Raw genomic sequence first — 22,111 nt, forward strand, 5'->3', positions numbered from 1 at the left:
TTCGTCTTGGTGTCTTTTATTTGGCCACTTTTAAAAGGTGGCTAACTTGATTATAAAATTCGCGGACAATATTCAAGTTAAAACCTTTGAAAATAAAAAACCAAACTGCAAATATTCTTTTTGTCGGTATATTGGCTTTATTATTAGTTGAATCCTTATTACTTACAAATCATCCAACCGCTAATATCACACTTTTAACGGGCTATGCATTTATACTTGGTGTCTACTTGCAAAATTTCTATCAAAAGATTGCAACTCCAAAAACAATAAGGATCATAGTAACCATCTTAGAATTAGTATCCATCGCTTTGGCCATTATTTATCAATCAGAAATAACCTTGATCTTCCTTCCAGTTGTTAGTCTTCTATTCATTTCCAGCTGGTCATCGTCCCTTTTTAACTATGATAAAGGTAATGAAATTTTTTCATCGACTTCGTCAGGCATGATTTTAGGACTTGTTTTGATCTTTTCTAATCCCTTGTCCAAACAGATTTTAACACGTTACTTTTCAGAACAGAGTCCAGCTTTGCTAGCAAACATTTTAAGACACGTAAGTCTCTTTTCTTTTTTCACCATACTAATAGCCATAATATATGCCTTTGTCATTTCCAAAGGCTTATCTTTACGTTTTAGTGGCGTTAAAAACAAATTGATCACTTTACCTGTTTCTATTTTTTTAATCAGTGGTTGCTACCTTATTTTTAATTACTCTCAATTTTATGGGCAGGGGCTTAAGACATTAATTTGGCGACAGAATGGTCAATTATACCTTGGCTTGCTCAACTTTTTTCTAATAACCTTACTGTACTTAATTATCCAAATCATTTTTAATCGATTTTGGTATGCTAATACTTCGTTTGTAATGTTAATGCTAATTTGGAGTTACGCAAATTTTGCAAAAATATCAGCACGTGATGAACCAATCATCGGATCCGACCTTGGATTAATCAAATCTCTTCCAGATATCATAAAAATGGTCAACGTAAAAATAGTCTTACTTTTGCTAGTTGGTCTGATTATTTTAATAATTGGATCAGCCTTTATGCAACGACATTTTTTAAAAGGCAAAATTTATAATTTACCAACAAGAATAATTTTACTGTTTGCTTCAGGCTTTATCTTGTATGGTTTTGCACAGACCGAAAATCAATTGAATTTGATTGCCTGGAAAAACCAAAAACCTACTAACGATAATATTTTCTTTACTGCCTTAAATAACTCAGGCTTTCATGCACATCCTGAATCTTTAGAATATTCTTCAAATAAATTTGGACCTGTTGTAACATTCTTTGGAACCGTAATTATAAAAACGATGGACAAACCAAATAATTACAACAAAAAATCGATTGACAACATTACACAAAAATATCAGGCTTTAGCAACTCAGATTAATAAAACACGAGAAAATAATAGTTTGAATTCACAAACAGTCATTTATGTTTTGAGTGAAAGCTATGCAGATCCAAGAATGGTTCCCTCAGTTAAATTATCAAAAAATCCTATTCCTTATGAACAAAAAATTGAACGAACTAACACTTCTGGACTAATGTACAGCTCTGGTTATGGTGGAGGAACAGCAAATATTGAGTTTGAAGCCTTAACTGGGCTTTCAATGAATAACTTTGATCCTTCTTTAGTCACACCTTATGTATTTCTAGTTCCAAAAGTTAGTAATTTACCGGTAATCACTGACTATTTCAAAACAAAGAATGCTATTCATCCTTATACTGGCACAACATATAATCGAACAACAGTGTTTAAAAAGTTCGGTTTCCAACATTTTTACAATTTTAATGGAAATAAACTTTCATACACAAAAAAGATTGGCAAATCTCAGTACGTTTCTGATGATTCGGCATATAAACAGCTTTTAAAACAAGTTAACTCAACAAAAAAAGGCCAATTTATTCAACTTTCAACAATGCAGAACCACATGCCTTATACTCCTGGAACATATGCAAAAAATGAATATAAGGCTACTGGTAGGCTTACAAATTACAGTCTAAAAAAAGTAGAATCATATTCACAAGGCCTCAATTATACTGATCAAGCGCTTAAGAAACTCATTGGAAGAGTCTCTAAAATGAAAAAACACGTCACTATTGTTTGGTATGGTGATCATTTGCCTGGACTGTATGATGGTCCAATCGTTGCAGGAAAAAATGCCACTAAGTATGATAATCGTTTACATCAAACTAACTATTTTATTTATAGTAATTTCAAGCATCAACCACTTTCGCATACCAAAGTGGTTTCTCCCAATATGTTCACACCAATGGTTTTTCAGCAGACTAATACAAAAGTTTCACCATATATTGCATTATTAACTGAAATAAACAGATATGTGCCGGCTGCCGAAAGAAATAAATTCATGAACAGCAATGGTCAATATATTCCCAAGAATTCACTGTCAGAAAAGTCAAAGAAGTTCTTACAGGATTATAAATTGATACAGTACGATATTACGGCAGGAAAACAATATTCCTTAAAGAATAAAAATTTTATAAAATAAAAAATTAAGACTGAAGCGCAAATTGGAGCATCGAGATTGCCTTAATTTTATAAAAGTCATCAACCCTTTGTAAAATAAAATACCAACTAAAAGACATCAAATATTACATTACTTTTGGATATATGTTTAAAACTGAAAGTTAAACTAAATAATACCGTTCATAATCAAGCTGATTACGAGCGGCATTATTTTTAGTTTCTACGACCTACGCACACTATAGTACACCCACAAGCCTAAAATTAAAAAGAAACCCATGATGGAAACAAAAATTGAAAATAATTGCATGTGAGTTGGAACATACTGTATCTTGAACTCATTTTTTGAAGACGAAGCTCTTACATTCAATAATTTATTTTTATCAACCTTAAACGGTACTTCGCTACCATTGCGTTTAACAACATAATTATTTTTATTATATACGTAGAAAGGTAAAGAAACATCACTCGATTTCCTTTGAACAGGAAGCTTGTATATCATTCCATTTGGAATACTCTTTATTTTTCTCATGGTCATTAACTGGCCATCTGGTAAAATAGCTCTGTGTTGAGCCACATTAGTAAATAGCTTGCTATTCCATTCATTAGAAGCTTCTTTTGTCTCCGGTATATAATCACTACCATAATTATAATTTGCCAATCGAGAATAATTCTTATCGTCAATTTTAAAAAAATGATTTTTATAATTACTAGTAGCTGCATTTAATGTGTAATTCAAAGTTGGAAGTTGTTCCCTTTGTTGAACAAAACTGTATATAGAACTCATATTGAGCATGAGCAGAATCAATGGTAATCCTGCAGCAACCCACTTTCTCTTTTCAGGTTTAAAAATAAATAGTATGACCTGAACACCTAGAACAGAAATAAAAAAGCTTGCAAGAAAAAAACACCGCCATGGAAACTGCATAGCCTTCACAGGTGTATTTTGAAAAATAAACCAGGGAAACAAATTTGTACAAGCCCACAAACTTAATACAGTCCAACCTGTCAACTGTGAAGTTAATTTATTCATCGGTTTGACCCGTAGCAACAAAATTAATATTGCAATTGCTACAATGCCAATGTTATAAACCTCAGGGCGATAAATAGATATACTGTTTGATATTGAATCTTTTAGAACATAAAAGGGATTCAGCGCCTCATTCTGTAATATGCGTGCTACCGGTAATTTCACAGTTGCACTACGAGATGTATACAAAAAGCTGTAAATGAATCCAAAAGATAACACTAGAAATAAAATCATGGCATTTAAGAATCTTAGGATAGTTAGCTTAATATTAGGAATCTTTTTTAAATTAACAATTACCATCAAAACAAAGCAAAAAGCAATCATTAATGCACTCAGCAAATGTGAATAAAGAATTAAGCTCATTCCTAACGCTAAGATTGGCCATTTTTTGGTATTACGAAACATCACTTCATAAAATCCCAAAAAAGCCAATGGAATGAAGGCAATGGCCAATAGCTCTCCAAGGTCAAAACGTGCAAACATATCCGTAAAACGCCATGTTGCAAAAAAGTAAAAGTTAGTAAAAATAAATGCTTGAAAATTTGACCCGGAAAAACTTTTATATGATAAATGTGCAATAAAACAAGTAAGCAAATTTATCAAAATAAAACCATCATATATTGCAGATACCGGGCTTTTAATTAAAATCCTAAGAATAGCAAAAGGATACATAAAAAGATTCGGATAAAATTGATCTACTGCAATTCCGGTCCTATTATATGCATATGTAGAAATAAACGATAAAAGATTATGTCCCTTTAAAACCCCAACAAGATTTTCAACTCTATCAATGTGAAAATGCAAGTCATCTCCCTTAAAAAGGAACCCAGATCTCTTGATAAGTATTATTGAAAAAATACTGATAAAAATGTAAAAAAATACAATACCTAAAGATAGAGAAACACTTCGCATAGATTCCTTTTTAACAACTTCTTTCGTTTGCATGCTTTAAATCCTCCAATTTCAAGTACATCAAATTACACTTTTTATAGTGTATCATACTTTGATAAATAATTTTTCCTCGTCGTTAAATATGGAATACTAATGCAAAATCAAAATGGAAAAATCAACCTCAACTTTTTAACCGCACTTACATTGGCATAACCGTTAATCAGAAACCGATTTCTATTTCTAATAAAAAAAATAAGTAATCTTAAAAGATTACCTACAATTTTTTAAATAAGTAATGGGATTCACCATAAATATTGAAAGCCACTACAATACTAAATAGTTAAGTTACTAGAAGGATTTCATACTACCCTTAAGAATTTCGTAACCCCGATTAGTTAATAGATAGGAACTGCCATCACTCGTAAATTGTAACCCTTCAAATTCGCGTTTAGCCGTGAATTGTGTCGATTGAACATCAGACTTCTTTAGCTTACCCAGCTTGCTAACGGGCACTGAAATAATACTATCGTCGGCAATCATGTACAATCGATTTCGTTTCTTGTTATAAGCAAGTGATTGCGTATGTGTACCAGGACCATACTTCAGGCCTTGCATGACTAAACTAAATTTAACAGATTTAGAGTAAATCTTTCCTTTGTACAGCTTTAAACCATACCCAGCCTGTTTAGAGTCTAAGTAGGCATTGCCATATTTGTCAAAAGCCAAATTTAAACCAGAAGCCACGTAACTATATTTACTCTTCAAGCGAAAATTGATTTTTTTATCCACTTTTAATGTACTAATTTTAACTTGTTGGACATTGGCATATGTTGATACGTGATTGCCAGAACTTGTATTTGTACCCAAGAACCACAAATGTGAAGGATCTTTGGGGTTAAATGCCAAAGATTGGCCATGGCCAAAGCCTTTAAACTTTGGACCGACTTTGATCGCTGCCAAAACTTTTTTATAGGTCGCATTTTTATTTTGAACTGGATATTTTTTTGCATTTGCATTGTAGTATGTTGCGCGCCGAATCATATCCATCGTACCAGACTTCATAGCTCCTAACGCCCGCAACGCCTTCAGATTATAACGAGTAATCCAGCCATATGATCCGCTAGTATTGAAGACATAAGCCGTATCTGCACTTGTCATTACCATACTTTGTGGATTTGACCAACTTAACCCTTTCCATTTAGTCACAGGTAAAAAGTAATTAGATTTAAAATCAACAACTTTATTGCTTTTTTTTGAATTATGCTTAATGGAGTCAGGTGTCATCTGAAAATGTGAATTATTATTGTATCCTGAAGCCGTTGAATACGAAAAGTTCTGTTTCAAGAAATAGTTAGAATTATTTAAATACTTGAACTTACTACAATTATATGAAGACAATGCGTTACTCTTTTGTGTATACGTGGCCGCCATTACTGCTGAAGTACTACCAAGTAAAGTCAACGCAGTAGCCATTGAAATAAATAACTTTTTAACAAATTTTCCATTCAAAACAATCAATCCCCTTATATTAATTAATCGTTTTTATTATAGCACTGAATAAAAGGAATTATTGTTCGACTGGTACATTGTTATCCTTTAAAACCAACTTAGTATCTTCATTTCCTTTAAGGATGGCAAATAAATGTTTGTTTGGCACATCACATACTTCTCCCAAATCAATTTCAAATCCGTTATCAACCGTAACAAGCCCAGTCAATCGATCTGAAATAAATTTTCGAATTGCTTGCGAAACTTGATCATGCTGATTCGTCTTTTCAACCGCAGCACTCAGTGTAAATCCTGTTTTGACATAAGATTCGATCATACTTACTTGCGCTAATGTATAATATGAATATTTTCGATGCTTACGTTCCTCAATACCATCATCAGGCGAAATATATCCTTTTTTCTCCCAATAACGTAACTTACGTTGAGAAACACCAGTAGCACGCGCAATGTCGCCAATTCCAAGCAAAAAATTATCTTTTTGCATAATTTTTTTCATGCGGCCTATAAAATCTTTATCAATTTCCATTCTCATCTTCATAACTCCCTATATGTTAGCTTTGAATTCCTTTTCATTTCTGTAATCTTACCTGACATTCATTATATATTTATTTACACTGTTGTCAAATAAGTTGACAAAAATAAGTTTATGACCTATATTATTCAACGTACATTTTTTAGATGAAAGGAAGAATTAACAAATGGGAACAGCAATAGATGAAAATGGAAAACCATATAACCGAACTTGGTTGATTGTGCTCCTTTTAGTTGGATCATTCTGTACGGTATTAAATCAAACAATTTTAACTACCGCATTTCCAACTTTAATGAAGGCTTTTGATATTAATACTTCAACGGTTCAATGGTTAACTACTGGTTTTATGATGGTTAACGGAATTATGATTCCAATTAGTGCGTGGCTAACTTCACGTGTAGATTCAAAGAAATTATACTTAGGCGCAATGACTACCTTCTTAATAGGTACCATTACATGTTATATTGCCCCTAACTTTGGGACTTTGTTAACAGGTCGATTGATTCAAGCTTTAGGTGTTGGAATTACAATGCCATTACTTCAGACATTGATGCTCACTATCTTCCCAGCAAACAAACGTGGTACTGCCATGGGATTAGCTGGCTTAGTAATTGGTGTTGCACCAGCAATCGGACCAACCCTATCCGGATGGGTTATTGATAACTATAGATGGCGGACGTTATTTGGAATGATTATTCCAGTTGTCATTGTCGTTATCATCGCTGGTTTTTGGTTGATGAAGAGTGTTCTTCCAACTAAGAAGAGTAAGCTTGATTGGTTATCTGCTGGTCTTTCTACCCTTGGATTCGGTAGTTTACTCTATGGATTCTCAAGTGTTGGAGACAAAGGTTGGGAAAGTCCTACTGTCATTACCACTTTAATTGTCGGTGTAATTGTTATTATCCTCTTCGGATGGCGTCAATTAACAATGGAACATCCATTCTTGAACCTCCGTGTTTTAAAAGTTCCAGAATTTTCAATTTCTGCCCTTTTAAGTTCTGTTTCTATGATGGCCATGGTTGGTGTTGAAATGGTGTTACCACTTTATCTCCAAATTGTTCGTGGCGACAGTGCTTTTGACTCTGGCCTTACCCTATTACCCGGAGCTTTAATGATGGGTGTTATGAGCCCAATTACGGGACGTGTGTTTGATAAAATTGGTGCCAAGCGCTTGGCAATTACCGGGATGTTCCTCTTAACAATCGGAACACTTCCGTTTGCCTTTATTACTAAGACCACGCCCGTACTTAATTTAATTGTTTTGTATACAATCCGGATGTTCGGAGTTGCAATGACAATGATGCCTGTTACAACCGCTGGTATGAACGCTCTGCCACTCAATATGATGAGTACTGGGACTGCCGTTAATAACACAATTCGTCAGGTTGCTTCTTCCGTTGGAACTGCAATTTTAATTAGTATTTTAACAAACGTAACTAAATCTGATATGCCTGGAAAAGGATTGCTTAAATCCGAACCACTTGCTTACAAGAACAGTGCCATTTCTGCAACCCTAAGTGGTTACCATGCTACCTTCTGGGCCGCCATTGCCTTTTGTGTATTAGGTCTAGTTGTAGCATTCTTTGTTAGTGGTCGGAGCCCGCGCTCGATCAAACCAGAAGCTGCTGATGGAGGTGACAAATAATGATAATTTATAGTATTGTTATTGCAGCCATCCTATTGTTCATTAGTATGGCTTATATTCCAAGTGCCACATGGAGAAACATCTTAAGTCCCATCTTTGCCGTAATTATCATCCTTTGTGCAGTCTTCATGGTTCGAAATGATCGTGAACATTACGGGATGCACAAGGTTGATACTACACAGACAAGCGATCTCGTTTCCGTTTCCCCTTCTAAAGAAATGAAAATGTTGCTTTATCAACCAGTTGGAACAGCTGGTAAAGAAAAAGTTTATATTTACAAAAAGAACGTGAGCCAAAAGAAACCAACTACGACTAACCCAGATCCTAGCAATACTACCAACACAGTTAAGACCGTTTCTGGTACCCCAACAGTTAAAACAACTACGACGCGTTGGGAATACAAGAACGATGCCTATCGATTCTGGTTTGGAATTGCTGGTAATGGTCACAAGCTCATTCGTCATCACAATACCTTTAACATTAACAAGGATTGGTTGACCTTAAGTAGTGCCCAAGCTAAAAAGCTTCAAAAACTCGCCAAGGAGAATCAAGCAAAAATGAAAAACGAAGGCAAGCAATATGTTGGAGCTCAGGTAAAACAAACAGTCACAGCAGCTATGAAGAAGAATCCAAAGATGTCTGCGGCTGATCAAAAATCCCTACAACAGGCAACTGTTAAAAAAGCAACGGCTGCCTATCAAAAACAAGCAACAGCTAAGATGATTGCTGAAGCTAAGAAGTGAAATTACCTTTAAAACATTTAAAAGCCACCTGGTGGTTTCGAACAACGTACTTGTTGTTTCGAGATACCAAGTGGCTTTTTCTAGTAAAATTATTTGATATTCGTTGAATTGCTAATAGAATGCAATTTGATGATCTGAAAAAGCTTAGCCCGTAATGAATCAACTATAAAAGCAACTATAATAACTAACGCAATACAGACAAGCCCATATAGTGGTACCCAAAACTGATCTTGAAATTTATAAGTCTGAAAGATATGATCCCACACGAAATGTCTTATGAAGGGGTTATCTGTCAACAGATAAGCTGAAAATACTGTTTTGGCTATTTTATTTATAATCGGGCTATAAAATTTTTTTGAACGTAAAACAATAAGAAAAATAGCAGCGGCACCAACAAAGCCTAATAGTTTATCGGTGAAATGAACACTGTTTGAACCATAGCCCATATGATAGAGAATGACCATTGATAACATCTCAAGTATCCAAATAATTATAATAGTCGCATGTAATCTCCAAGTTTTAATCGGCTTTAGTTTATCTTGATATTTACGCAAAAAAGTACCGATAAAATATACCACTATGAACGAAGCCAAATAATCCGACATCGTACCGTTTCGAAATAAGGATAAAGTATCAAATAACAGTAATGTAAATAGCAAAGCTAAATGCCCTCGAAAATCCAGTTGTACCGATACAATGTTTAAAAACGGAATTAATAATACAAGCATTATGTAGGCAGTAACAAACCAATACTCTTGACTGATAAATGGGAATAACGCTTTAATAACATTTTCAAAGCTTGGTTGCATTATATTTAACGCCCAAGTAACGACAAAAATCAGAATGGAGTAAAACCAAACTTCTTGCATAGTTACAAAACTATGTTTTAATTGCTTTTTTTCGTGTTCAATTGGATCAATATTTTTTTTTACCGAAAAGTAACTTGTGATCAGCACAAACGCATAGGCTCCAAATTTTCCTAATGGCTGATAGATCATAGTTAATGCATAGCTAAAAAGTCCATGATGCGATGTATCCCATTCGCTCCAAAGTGAAAAATGGGAAAGCAAAATAAATACAATAGACACAATACGGAGAAGTTCAATATTCGAATTTCGTTTCATATATAGTAAAAACTCCTTGTTATTATTTTGATAACATAAAAAAACAGACGTCAACAAGCGTCTGTTCCAGTATATCACTCAGCATTCATATCGATTGAATTATTTTTGGGGGGGATCTACTACAGCTTTCCTCTTCAAAAGAAAGTACACAAATATCATTAGAATAAATAAAGCCGTGATAAACGCTCCAATTAATTTACCAGGTGTTCTATAAACTAATTTCAGATTCACTACATTTTTGTGCTTATTTGGAACAACTCCTATAAATGCATTATTCACTTTAATAATTTTTGCATTTTTCTTATCAATAGTCGCTTTCCAACCTTTAGAGTATGGAATTGTAGTTTCAATTATGCCACTGCTTTTTGTTTTAATTCTAGTATTTAAACCATTGTTAAAGTAGCTAACCTTTTTATTTGATTTTGTTAACTTAGAAAACTTCTTTGTGAGTGAATGGGCATCAAGTTGAATCATTTTAATGCGGAATTTGTACTTACCGGGTTTTTCAAAACGGAGAGTAATATAATCGTTTTTGTTTTGAACGCCACCCATATTCACAACACCGGTAGTTATTTTTTTATAAAAGCTTAATCCTCCAGGATCATTAAAACCCGGCTGCGCTAATCTCTCTCTTTTGTTATTCATTGAGAACAACATGGACCAGGTATTCCTGTCACTACTTGAATTGTTAATGATATTTCCAAAGTTTTGATATCTTTTTAGGACTGATCTTTTCCCAGGTTCATAAGGCTCAAAACTTATCTTCGAAATATCCAAGTGCAATTCATTTTGCTGTTGCAACAAGCCTTTAGGCAATCTTAATTTCAAACTAGTATTACTCTTATTTGTATTATACGATATAACATTGGTTTTATTTTTGGAAAAGGAAACTACCTTGCTTTTTCTTTTGGCGGTTCCAAATTGGTGTAATACTGTTCCACCATTATTTGAGATCGATCCATGCTTCAAATCAGCAGGATCATTCACAGCTGCTGTGTACGCTAACCCAGCTTCTTTTACAGAAGGTAATTCTTTATTATAGGAATGCATATCTTGCAAATTTGACTGCCAAAAAGCTATCGGTAAAGACGAAATAGATTTGTGAAAATATATATTTTTTTGATAAAAAGTTGCCTTTTGTTCATACCCGTTAATTGCATAATTTGGAGAATTATTTATATAATATTGAACGCCCAAATATCTTAATAAAGTACTTCGACTATCCAAATGAGTCAATGGAACTAAGTTAGTACCATTAAGTATTTGCATATCAGATCCAAAATTAGTCAAGCTTTTGCTCTGAATTGAATAATAAGAGTTAATATAGCTGTATGGAGAGACAAGAGAGGCATTTTGCGAAATTACAGAAATTGGTGATTTCACGCCAATCGCCGACATCACCCTAGTATTAGTTTTTACATTTTTTTGATTATTATAGAATGGATTTCTTATAGACATTTTAGCCTGTCTAAATGGTAATAATTCTCTGCTTAGATTTCTTCCTCTGGGGTAAAAACTAAAAGATATCCAAATAATCGAATTAAGCATAACAACAAGGATGAATATTCTCGACCATTTTTTTCCAATATGATTTTTCATCAAGAGTATTAACAAAAGAACAAATAAAAATGCCAATGACAAAATATCTGCTGTCGCAGTTCCAAGTATTGAATCCACTAACGCAACATAAAAAGAAACTATCACACATGAATAGAACCAAAGTTTCTTTTCTTTATCACTAATTTTTGATAAATCGTCGATAAAAAATACAACTGATAATGCAAACGGAAATGTTAATAGGAAGGTCCAACGATTTGACGGAAGCGAAAATCCATTAAATATTGAAGCGAACACCGGTAATAAGAGCATTACTGTAGCAGCTATATAAATATATACGAGTTCTCTATATTTCCTGTAGTTAAAGATAACATGAACTATTGCAATGAAAACTAATGAGCTCCCTATTGAAGTGAGCCAAAATAAGTTAAATTTATTCCCACCAATAAGCAAACTCGGCAAATTTAAATAATAGCTCAAAGGATATTTTATGAGTTTAAAAATTCCAGATATACCCTCGGATCTTCCGGAATTTAACATACCAATCAATTCAGGGATAACCAGCCACGCCGATAAACCTACGCCCAGTATGGACGCACCACTAAATCTAGCAAGAATTGTAAACGATTCTTTTTTTATTTTTTGGAAATTTATTGCATAAAGCAGTATTACATATAGAAGTCCTCCAGTAACAAACATATATGCAAAATACAGATTATTTAATAGTATGAGCATGACAGTTAAAGCAAAAGGCATAATTTGTTTGCTAAAAAACAAAAGATTAATACTGTAAACAAATATTGGTAATAATATTAATATATTCAGAAAGAAAGGCTGATATGTTACCGAAAACAAAGCAAATCCACTAGATATATAGCAAATTGTGCCTGCCAGAGTGCTCACAAGTTTTCGATGTCCCATTTTCCATGAAATAATAAGAAAACTCAGACCAACAAAATACAACCTCAAAAGACTAACTATCTGAAAGCCTTTCACAAAAAATCTAGTCGGAAATAACGCGGTTATGTATGCAAACGGATCCCCCATAACATAAAATCCGAAGTGCTGAATTATATCTCCCCCAAGACCAATTTTCCAAGACCAATATTGAGGGTGTAAGGGATCCTTAAAAAAACGTAAAAGTAATTTGTGAAGTTCGTAATTTATTGGCACATGTTGTTGAATGACGTCATGATTTGAGAGTAAAGAAAGACCCAAAAAATAGAAAATTCCATAAGTCAATCCGATAATGATTAGAAAAACTAATGTATATTTCCAAAAAATTCCCTTTTTGGCTCTTCTATCTTCAGAATGCATCTTTTACCTCCAAGAAACTAATCTATTTAAATTGTTGCGCCTTGTTCTGAGTCTTTGTGTAAGTTGGATGCATAAGTACACTAGGATCAGAAATACTCTTTGTAATGGAATGACCTGAAACAGTCACAAGAGCAAAGAACACCATTATAACAGCAGCAACACCAATCAGCCACTTGGTTAGAGTGGTCATCTTAGTCGGTAAAACTTCTGAATAAAAGTTTTTATGAACTTTGCGTGCAGCCTCATGCTCACTAGTACCATGATCTTCTTGCTCTTTTTGTACTATTGACTTTTCATAAGCATCAATATCAAAATCTAATTGTAATTGTTTTTTATCTTTTTGATATTTACTGCGTTCTGCTGATGTTACTTTTTTAAAATCTGAAGAAAACTTGCGATAGTCATTTACATTTTTCTTAGTATCGCCAATTTCTCGTAACTCTCCAAAATGAATCCATGCTACACGATCACAAAGCATTTCAACCTGTTTAAGGGAATGACTTACAAAGACAATTGTTTTTCCTTCTTTTTTAAATTCTTGAATCTTTTTCAAACATTTTTGATAGAAAGTATCGTCACCAACTGACAAAGCTTCATCAATAATTAAAATATCAGGATTAATATGAACAGCAATCGCAAACCCTAAACGAGAGCGCATACCTGAAGAATAGTCCTTTACCGGCTGATTAATAAAATCTCCGATATCAGCGAACTCAATGATATCTTCCCGGACAGCAGCGATTTCTTCGAAAGTCAAGCCTTGCATCAATCCTTTAAGCCGAATGTTCTCTAATCCAGTTAAGCTCCATTTCAAACCAGCACTAATTGCTACAATTGAGGTATCACCCTTAACGTCAACAAATCCTGTTGTTTGCGGTATAATTCCTGAAATAATGTTGGATATTGTTGATTTTCCTGAACCATTAACACCAATAATTCCAAGTGCTTCTCCCTGATGAACCTCAAGACTAATTCCTTTAAGAGACCAAAAGTGAGGAACCTCATGACGCTTTTTAAGGCTAAAAAAAGTTTTTAATTTATCATTTTTGCTTTGATATAAATCATACTCTTTAGTAACATTTTCCAATTTGATTTTATAGTCTTCAGACATTATAAATTTTCTCCATTCTATCTAAATCAAATCCACGAAGTTTGCACGGAACTTGTTGTGCAAGAAAGTCCCAACAGCCATTACAATAAACACAAACATCCAAAATACTATTGTAATTGTCAGATTAGGTTCTTGCCAAACCCATCCACGATTTAGCATCGATTCACGCATTCCGTTAATAATGTAATAAAAAGGATTCAATTCAAGGATTCGAATTAAAATAGCAGGGAAATTAGATGTTGCAAAGTTAAAAAGTACCCCACTCATATAAAATAGCATCCGTAAAATAGACTGCAACGTAATTTGCCAATCACGAATTAAAACGGTAACGGTTGAATTGAAAATTCCTAACGCGTACATCAAAGCAATCATACAAACAAAATAATAAAGAAATTGAATCCAAGAAAACGTTGGCATCATATGGTTACAAAACATTAAGAAAATTGAAAAAGCAAGCATTGTCCAAAAACTGGCAAGATTACCCACAATCTTGATAGAAGGTAAAACGCTCACTGGAAATTTCATTTTCGAAACTAATCCAACTTGTTGATAGACACTTTTGGAAGCATCTAAAACCGTTTTATTCATATACAACCAAGGTGTAATTCCCAGGACCATCCAAGGCAAATATGGTACACCGGGCATTGGATCACCACGACGCAAGGCAACCCCAAACACTAAATAGTAAATTCCGATTTGAATTAGCGGATTCAAGAATTCCCATGCTAATCCTAAATAGTGACTTTGATAAGTTGCCTTATCATCAAATTTTGACATTCTTTGAATAATTTTGAAATTGGAAAATTGTTCAGAGATTATCTGAAACATCGTATGCATTATCCTAACCCCTTATTCTTTAATCGTTTCTTATTTCACATTCTGATAGTATAGTCGTTTAATTGAAAAGCGTCAATTTGTGTTTCAAAACCTTTCATACTATTTAAACATTTCCATAATAGAACTAGTCAGATTATGAAAAACCATAGTCTGACTAGTTTTCTTCCTATAACATCTAATCTAATATATTAGCTTTGGATTCAACATCCTCCATACGAATCCAAGCATTTTTCCCAAAATCAGTCTTATTTTCAATTTCAATCCAAGTATTTCCAACTTCGTTTTTACGAATTGGATCACGTAGCTTCGCTTGCATTTTTGTTGAATAAGAATCTGCTAATTTGTAATTATAGTTTGAAATAAACTTTGCTTGTTTCGTTTCTGGAATAGCTGACCATAATTGAGTTCCATCTTTAATTGTTATCTTCTGTAAATCATTTCTCTTTTCAGACACTTCATATTGTTCATCTCTTAGCACGTATTCAACCAACGTTTGTGTTGAATTGCCGTTCTCCCAAGAAGCAAATTTATCCAAGAATGCACTATAAGTTGATGTGTGGACGTATTTATCTGGGCTATTTAACATATCTTTTAACACTGGAATTAACTCTTCATTTGTTTTCACAATTGGGCCAGGAACCGTTTTTTGATAATCGATATAGAATCCACGAATGTCACCCGCATATTCGTCAAGATCATAAGCAAAAAACAAAATTGGTCGCTTAAGGTTGGCAAAGTCAAACATAACTGAGGAGTAATCGGTGATTAAGACATTCGAAATAAGATATAAGTCCGTAACATCCTCATAATCACTAACATTTAATACACGTTCTCCATAACTAGATAGGTCAAGTTGATTAGCAATTAAATAATGAGTCCGAATCAAAATAACTGTATTCTCAGGTAACTTCTCTAAAAGCTGATCTAAATCCAAATGTAATTTTGCACTATATTCATCTACGTGAACATACTCATTATCACGCCAGGTTGGGGCATATAAAACAACCTTTTTATCCTGACTAATTTCAAGGGCCTCTTTTATCTCACTTACCTGGCTATCTGTATAGTTATATAACATATCGTTTCTTGGATAACCGCTACTAATTAATTTAGTGAACGGTTTTCTAAACGCACGTTGCATAATATTATAAGAATATTCATTTGGAGCAACCAAATAATCCCAACGTGCAGAATCTCGAATAACTTGTTTATGGTAACTTCGTTGTGTCACTCCTGGCATTGTAACGTTCTGCACATCTGTTCCAATTGTCTTCAAAGGTGTCCCATGCCATGTTTGAATTAATTTAGCATCACGTGGCTTAGCCCAACGGAACGGACGCCGTGTGTTTGTAAACCAGTATTTGGCCTGCGCCTGTTTTAAAATGCCTTTATACCCAAAACGCACAACGTAAGGAATTCCATGAGTCTTGAAGTAATCGACATTTTTTCGATTAACATTCCAATAAAGTTTGTACTCTGGATGAGTTCGTTTTAGATATTCGTAAATTGCCTTTGGACTATCAGAAAACTGCGTTCCAAAAAAGCTCTCTAAAATAATGATATTTTTTTTCTTCAGTACTCGACTCAAAACATTCAAAAGGTCTGATTGAAAGTCATTTAGTTGCAACATTCGCAACACTTTATTTATAAACAAATGATGCACAATTGAATCCTGCGTTTCAGGTCGTAAACTCAGCATCTTTTCAGAAACAATTTTGCTTGCATCCCCATTACGCCCATACGTGCAGAACTTATCATAAAACCAGTCAATTTTAGATGCATAATTAGCCGTTAAATCATGGAAGTTTTGCAACCACTTTATAATTTCATCTGTAGTTTCCACGACTGGTCCTGGAACCGTTTGGTCATAATCAAGATAAACACCTCGATTATCGCCATTTAAGTACCAATCCTTATCATAAGAGAAGAAAATCATTGGCCGCTTAAGGTGTCCGTAATCAAACATTACCGAAGAATAGTCCGTGATCATTACGTCACTGATAAGATATAAATCAGCAATATCAGGATAATCGCTCACATCCCAAACAAACCCCTGGTGATCAACAAATGACATAGAATGAGCCACAAAATAATGCAACCGTACAAGAACAATGTACTCATCACCCAATTTTTCTTTGAGTTTATCTAAATCTAACTCAAAATCAAATCCACTATCATCGTTGTTCCTGAACGTTGGGGCATACAAAACTACCTTCTTATCCAACGGAATATGAAGATTCTTTTTTACATTTTCAATATAAGCCGAATTATTATGTTGATAAAGCGCATCATTTCGCGGAAAGCCACTTTCTACAATTTCGTGTTTAAAATCAAAAGCATGGGTAGCAGTATCAGCCATGTACTTTGAAGGTACCGTTAAAATATCCCATCGGTTATTCCGAATAGCAAAATTTCTTTGTACTCCAGCCGTCGCATTCTTAAAATGAGGTTCATCAAAGCCCATCGTTTTCATAAAGGTCCCATGCAATGTTTGAACTTCAATTTGTCCAGATCTCTTCGAATATTGATTTGGAAAATTCGTATTTTCAACAAAATACTTAGCCCTTGCCATGTAGTACCAATATTTAAATCCTAATCGTTTGACCCGTTTAGCCTTACCCTCAATTGGAATTTGATCATTAGTTAAAATCCATACAAATTTAAGCTCTGGATGATTTTTACGCAAATAGTCATAAATTGCCTTGGGACTACCATTAAAGTAATCACCCCAGTAGCTTTCAAATACAACCATTTTTTTATTGATTGGGAGCATCCGCATCATTGGATAAAGGATTGAATAATTGATTCCCCTCTGAAGCTTGGAGCGATCCATCCCAAAAGTGGTTTGTACTGTATGAAATTCCAAAAAACCATTGTTTGTGCACTGAAGATCAAACGTAAAGTGTTTATTCGTATAAGTATCAAGCTGATCACTAACTGCTTTTAAATCTATAACTCGAATGCGTTTCTGCGTCTCACCATATGCAACTACTAGGTAAACGCGATAATTACCAGATAAAACTTTTAAATTATTTGCCGCCACAAGTGGAATTTGAACATTAAAACAGCCATCCTCTACAAATTTCACTCTCCCAATTGACAGGTAGCGACTCTTCTTATTACTACTCAATAATTCAACGGATCCAGAATTTCCAAAATTTTCTTCATTCGAAGAAGCCGGAATATTCACTTTCATCTCAATAGCAAGATTGGTTCCCGTTTTAATCCAATTAGCACTTTTTAATTCTGCAAAAGGAACCTCTTGCATCAACCAAATTCCATCTGTACTGTTATAAGAAATAAAAACATCATAATCTTTGCCATGAATAATCTCTGTTTGGCGAGAATAATCCATTGCATAACTTTCTGGAACGTTTGTTTCTGCATCAATCAACACCAAATGTTGCATATTACCACGATATTTTTCTAATTCTTCACCGGATACAAGAAACTTTATCTGATGATCCGTATTCTTCTCAAGTTGACCAATATTTTCATCATTAATTTGTAAAGTTGGTTTTATGATGTTACTACAATCGGTAAAAGTAAGTAAAATTCCGTCATCACGACCAATTACATTCGTTAATGCAGTTATTTGGCTCTTACTTTGGTCCCGGGTTGAATTACTATTCAACATTTTTTGTACAACAAATGTCAAATCCCAATGACGATTATATCTTTGAATTAAATTAAGCCTTAATTTTGAATTAATAACTGAAGCTATTTTTTGGTTTCCATGAATAGGCTGTCCCGCAAAGGACTCAAACTTTTCTCCATGATACTGAAGAGTGATCTGAATTTTCCATGTCCCGTTTCCTAAAGTCGTCAGAGCGTCTTGAACATTAAAGGCAGCCTTATATGCGCTATATGGTGCATCCTCTTTTTTTAGATGGATATTACTAATGGATCGAACACGATTTATGCTAATCGCCATTTTTTTATTGGTATCAATATTAACTAAATTGGCAGTAATATGTTCGTTTAAGTTAGAAGGCGTTAACCAAATACGATGCAATTTTATAGACTTAGGATGAATATATCCTTCAATTTGAATTGTATCTTCAGTCGGCTGTGAGACTCTTTGAATCGTATTTTTAACATCAGCCCCTGAAGTAGCAGTGTGTGCCCGTTTCCCCCAGAAATGACGAACAAAACGCTTTGCAATGCTTCCTTTAAACCCTGAGTACGAATAACGTTTTAATTCATCAAAGTTTCCTTCTAAGAGAGCCCGATACTGTAACTGCATTTTAACGGAAAGTTGTTCATACAGATTACTCTTCAAAAGGCCCCAATTACGCAGAAAAATATAGGTTGCCCGTTGAAAATCAAAAACAAAATCATCATCCGCATCCGCAATATCATCCATAAACAGCGGAATATCAATCATCAATACTTTCACGTAAAAAGTATCGAGAATTCGCTGACTGACATGAGCTTTTAAAAAGTAATCACGAACCATATTGAGAATTTTGAGCCGATCACCGTATGGTTTCATTGCATTTTTAACTTGGGTAATAGACTTACTATCCCCATCTCGCCAACGCCAACGGTACACAACATTAGAAAGGATATCAATACTACTTTCATGACTGGCAATAACAAAAGCCCGCATAACAAACGGAATATCTTCATATAACATATTTGCTGGAAATGTCATGTTGTGCTCTCGTACCATAGGTAAACTATATAATTTATTCCAGCTTGTAGAGTCGTAAACTAATTCTGGATTTCTTTCAAGATCGGTTTGCTGAATCGTGTCCGAAATTGCTTTTTTATGTAAATAAGAAGGCTTATCCCTAAATTTATCAAAGCGTCTCACAAATCCAGTAGCAACTTGTGACCCGGTCATCGCTACCGAATTAATAAGATCTCGATAAGCGTTCTTTGGGACAATATCATCGCCATCAACAAATGCAATGTAGTCTCCCTTTGCAATTTTCACGCCTCGGTTACGGGTGTCGCTTAATCCTAAGTTTTGTGGGTTGTGATACGCATGAAAATTTTCATAACGTTCCCCATATTTATCCACAATATTTTTAGTTTTATCATTATCGGTCGAACAATCATCGATCATAATGATTTCGACTAACTTATATGTTTGATTTGCAAGTGAATCTAAGCATTCCTCCAAATAGTCTGCAACATTATAACAGGCCACAACAACGCTTAGCGCAATTGATTTAGACATTTTATTAACCTACCTATTCTTTCCCGTTCTATAAACATTAGTAATATTAGCATGCTGGCTAGTTCCATACAATGGAGAATACACTAAAACCATCGTCATATTATTTCGGTATCTTTTCTTCCATCTCACTCTCACTCATTACTTCAACCTCAAGTGTCTGCGCTTTCGTCAGCTTACTACCAGCATCGATCCCTGCAATTAATAAATCGGTTTTTTTAGATACCGAGCCGGTCACATTAGCACCTAAGTTTTCTAGCTTTTCTTTTAACTCTTCTCGAGTATAATTTTCGAGTTTACCAGTCAAAACAACCGTTTTATCATTAAAGTAATTATCTTCAACCTGAGCGGCAACCGGACCATTATACGTCATGTTTACACCCACGGACGCCAAATCCTCAATAGTCTTTTGGGCAGCCGTACTTTGGAAAAAGGTTACGATGTTGGCTGCTAAGATTCCACCAACCGCGTTAATTTCCGTAAGCTCTTCTTCTGAAGCCTGTTCCAATTTATCCATAGTTAAGAAATGTTCAGCCAAGATTCGGGCCATCTTCGTTCCAACCCCAGGAATTCCAATACCATTTACCAATCGCTCTAATGAGTTCTGGCGACTGTTGGCAATTGCTTCCAATAAACTATTAATTCGTTTTTCTTTAAAATTATCTAACTTAGCCAATTCATCAGGATCCAACGAATATAAATCAGCAAAGCTTCGTACTAATTTGTGATCAAAGAACACTTGGATCAAACGTGGTCCTAAACCATTAATATTCATCGCATTTCGTGATCCAAAATGCTCCAAACGGGCCACAATTTGAGCTGGGCAATCTGGATTAATGCAACGCAAGGCCACTTCGCCATCTAAATGAACCAAATCACGGCCACAGGAAGGACACTGAGTAGGAATCTCTAGCACCTGACTCTCAGCTGACCGTTTATCCAAAATCACTTCTGTAATTTCTGGAATTATATCGCCAGCTTTATGTAATTTCACTGTGTCACCAATTCGCACACCCTTGGCGGCAATCTGATCCACATTGTTCAGAGTTGCCCGCGCAACAGTTGATCCTGCCAATTGCACTGGATCCATAATTGCGGTGGGCGTTACCACGCCGGTTCGTCCAACGGTCCACTCAATCTGACGAATCACAGTTAAGGCTTCTTCTGGAGGAAATTTATAGGCGATTTCCCACCGCGGAACTTTAACGGTATGGCCAAGCTGATTTTGTAAATCCAACTCATTTACTTTAAGGACAATGCCATCAATCCCATAAGCTAACCGATCACGCTGGTCTTGATACTCATCAATAAATTGCCAAACTTCATCAAGATTTTGACAAACTCGCTGAGTTGGATTTGTATTAAATCCTAGTTCTGCTAAAACGTTGATGGCATCGTGTTGCGTGGTAACTTGTAAATCACCGAACGTGCTGATGGTATAAATGAATGTATCTAAATTACGAGCCTTAGTCACTTTTGTATCTAATTGTCTTAAACTCCCGGCGGCTGCATTTCGCGGATTGGCAAAGACAGCCTCTCCACGTTCTTCTTGTTGTTTATTTAAATCTGCGAAAGCCTGCTTTGGCATATAACACTCGCCACGAACCTCAATCGAGACTGGTTTGGTAAGCGTTTGGGGAATCGATGTAATGGTCTTTAAGTTCTTCGTGATATCCTCACCGATTGTACCATCGCCACGCGTTGAGCCTTGCACTAACTTACCATTCTCATAAACTAGCGAAATTGCCAACCCGTCAATTTTTAATTCCACATTATATGGAACCGGATAACCGACATTTTTTTGGATTCGATTATCAAATTCGACAAGCTCATCTTTCGAAAAAACATCCCCCATGGATAACATGGGAATGTCATGATGCACTTTTGTGAAGCCACTAAGCACCTCACCACCCACACGCTGGGTAATCGAATCTGGCGTCACGATCGATGGAAAGGCCGCTTCTAGATCCTGTAAATCACGATATTTTTCATCATAAACATGATCTTCCACTTCAGGATTATCTTTCGTGTAATAATCTGAACTCCATTGGTTTAAAGTTTCCCGCAACTGTTGTGCGGTGTCACTTGCCTCTTGCTCAGAATATTCAGTAATCAGTTTTGGTAAAGCCATCTTATTTCCTC

At 34.9% G+C, this 22,111-nt stretch carries 12 protein-coding genes; 3 read left to right on the forward strand and 9 right to left on the reverse strand.

The genetic code is table 11. The annotated features are described in order from the left end of the window. Positions 1-86: 86 nt before the first annotated feature. A complete protein-coding gene (locus tag PI20285_RS08250) occupies positions 87-2,513 on the forward strand; it encodes an LTA synthase family protein (RefSeq protein WP_057772737.1) in 2,427 nt (808 codons plus the stop codon). 198 nt (positions 2,514-2,711) lie between these two features. Here the strand turns inward: PI20285_RS08250 and PI20285_RS08255 are convergent, their stop codons facing one another. From PI20285_RS08255 to PI20285_RS08265, 3 genes are all read right to left on the reverse strand, one after another. Beyond that, positions 2,712-4,463, reverse strand: a complete 1,752-nt coding sequence (locus tag PI20285_RS08255) for a hypothetical protein (RefSeq protein ID WP_056986375.1) — start codon at positions 4,461-4,463, stop codon at positions 2,712-2,714. A gap of 294 nt (positions 4,464-4,757) precedes the next feature. Then, entirely contained in the window at positions 4,758-5,918 is a 1,161-nt protein-coding gene (locus PI20285_RS08260) for a hypothetical protein (protein ID WP_052694443.1), read from the reverse strand. 58 nt (positions 5,919-5,976) lie between these two features. Further along, the gene (locus PI20285_RS08265; RefSeq protein ID WP_046870622.1) at positions 5,977-6,450 is read right to left on the reverse strand and encodes a MerR family transcriptional regulator; all 474 of its coding nucleotides are present in this window, start codon (positions 6,448-6,450) and stop codon (positions 5,977-5,979) included. A gap of 166 nt (positions 6,451-6,616) precedes the next feature. On the opposite strand from PI20285_RS08265, the gene PI20285_RS08270 reads away from it, so the two are divergent. Together PI20285_RS08270 and PI20285_RS08275 are read left to right on the forward strand one after the other, a co-directional pair. Beyond that, the gene (locus PI20285_RS08270; RefSeq protein ID WP_046870623.1) at positions 6,617-8,095 is read left to right on the forward strand and encodes an MDR family MFS transporter; all 1,479 of its coding nucleotides are present in this window, start codon (positions 6,617-6,619) and stop codon (positions 8,093-8,095) included. Next, positions 8,095-8,838 (forward strand): DUF4811 domain-containing protein, encoded by a 744-nt coding sequence (locus tag PI20285_RS08275; protein WP_046870624.1) that lies wholly within the window; start codon positions 8,095-8,097, stop codon positions 8,836-8,838. The genes PI20285_RS08270 and PI20285_RS08275 overlap by 1 nt, the downstream gene beginning before the upstream one ends. Positions 8,839-8,927: 89 nt before the next feature. Here PI20285_RS08275 and PI20285_RS08280 read toward each other — a convergent pair whose 3' ends face one another. The 6 genes from PI20285_RS08280 to ligA all read right to left on the reverse strand — a co-directional run bounded on the left by PI20285_RS08280 (position 8,928) and on the right by ligA (position 22,100). After that, positions 8,928-9,962 (reverse strand): acyltransferase family protein, encoded by a 1,035-nt coding sequence (locus PI20285_RS08280; RefSeq protein WP_046872460.1) that lies wholly within the window; start codon positions 9,960-9,962, stop codon positions 8,928-8,930. Positions 9,963-10,061: 99 nt separating this feature from the next. Beyond that, on the reverse strand, positions 10,062-12,836 hold the full coding sequence (locus tag PI20285_RS08285) for a YfhO family protein (protein ID WP_057772735.1): 2,775 nt from the start codon (positions 12,834-12,836) through the stop codon (positions 10,062-10,064). A gap of 22 nt (positions 12,837-12,858) precedes the next feature. Beyond that, positions 12,859-13,947 carry an ABC transporter ATP-binding protein gene (locus tag PI20285_RS08290; protein ID WP_057772733.1) on the reverse strand — a complete coding sequence of 363 codons (1,089 nt, stop codon included), beginning with the start codon at positions 13,945-13,947 and terminating at the stop codon, positions 12,859-12,861. Positions 13,948-13,968: 21 nt separating this feature from the next. Then, the gene (locus tag PI20285_RS08295) at positions 13,969-14,784 is read right to left on the reverse strand and encodes an ABC transporter permease (protein ID WP_046872457.1); all 816 of its coding nucleotides are present in this window, start codon (positions 14,782-14,784) and stop codon (positions 13,969-13,971) included. Between the two features lie 175 nt (positions 14,785-14,959). Beyond that, positions 14,960-19,972, reverse strand: coding sequence for a bifunctional glycosyltransferase/CDP-glycerol:glycerophosphate glycerophosphotransferase (locus PI20285_RS08300; protein ID WP_057772732.1), 5,013 nt, complete (start codon positions 19,970-19,972; stop codon positions 14,960-14,962). Positions 19,973-20,072: 100 nt separating this feature from the next. Then, positions 20,073-22,100 carry an NAD-dependent DNA ligase LigA gene (gene ligA, locus PI20285_RS08305; protein ID WP_056985940.1) on the reverse strand — a complete coding sequence of 676 codons (2,028 nt, stop codon included), beginning with the start codon at positions 22,098-22,100 and terminating at the stop codon, positions 20,073-20,075. Positions 22,101-22,111: the final 11 nt, after the last annotated feature.

It is taken from the genome of Pediococcus inopinatus, from assembly GCF_002982135.1.
GTDB classification, from domain to species: domain Bacteria; phylum Bacillota; class Bacilli; order Lactobacillales; family Lactobacillaceae; genus Pediococcus; species Pediococcus inopinatus.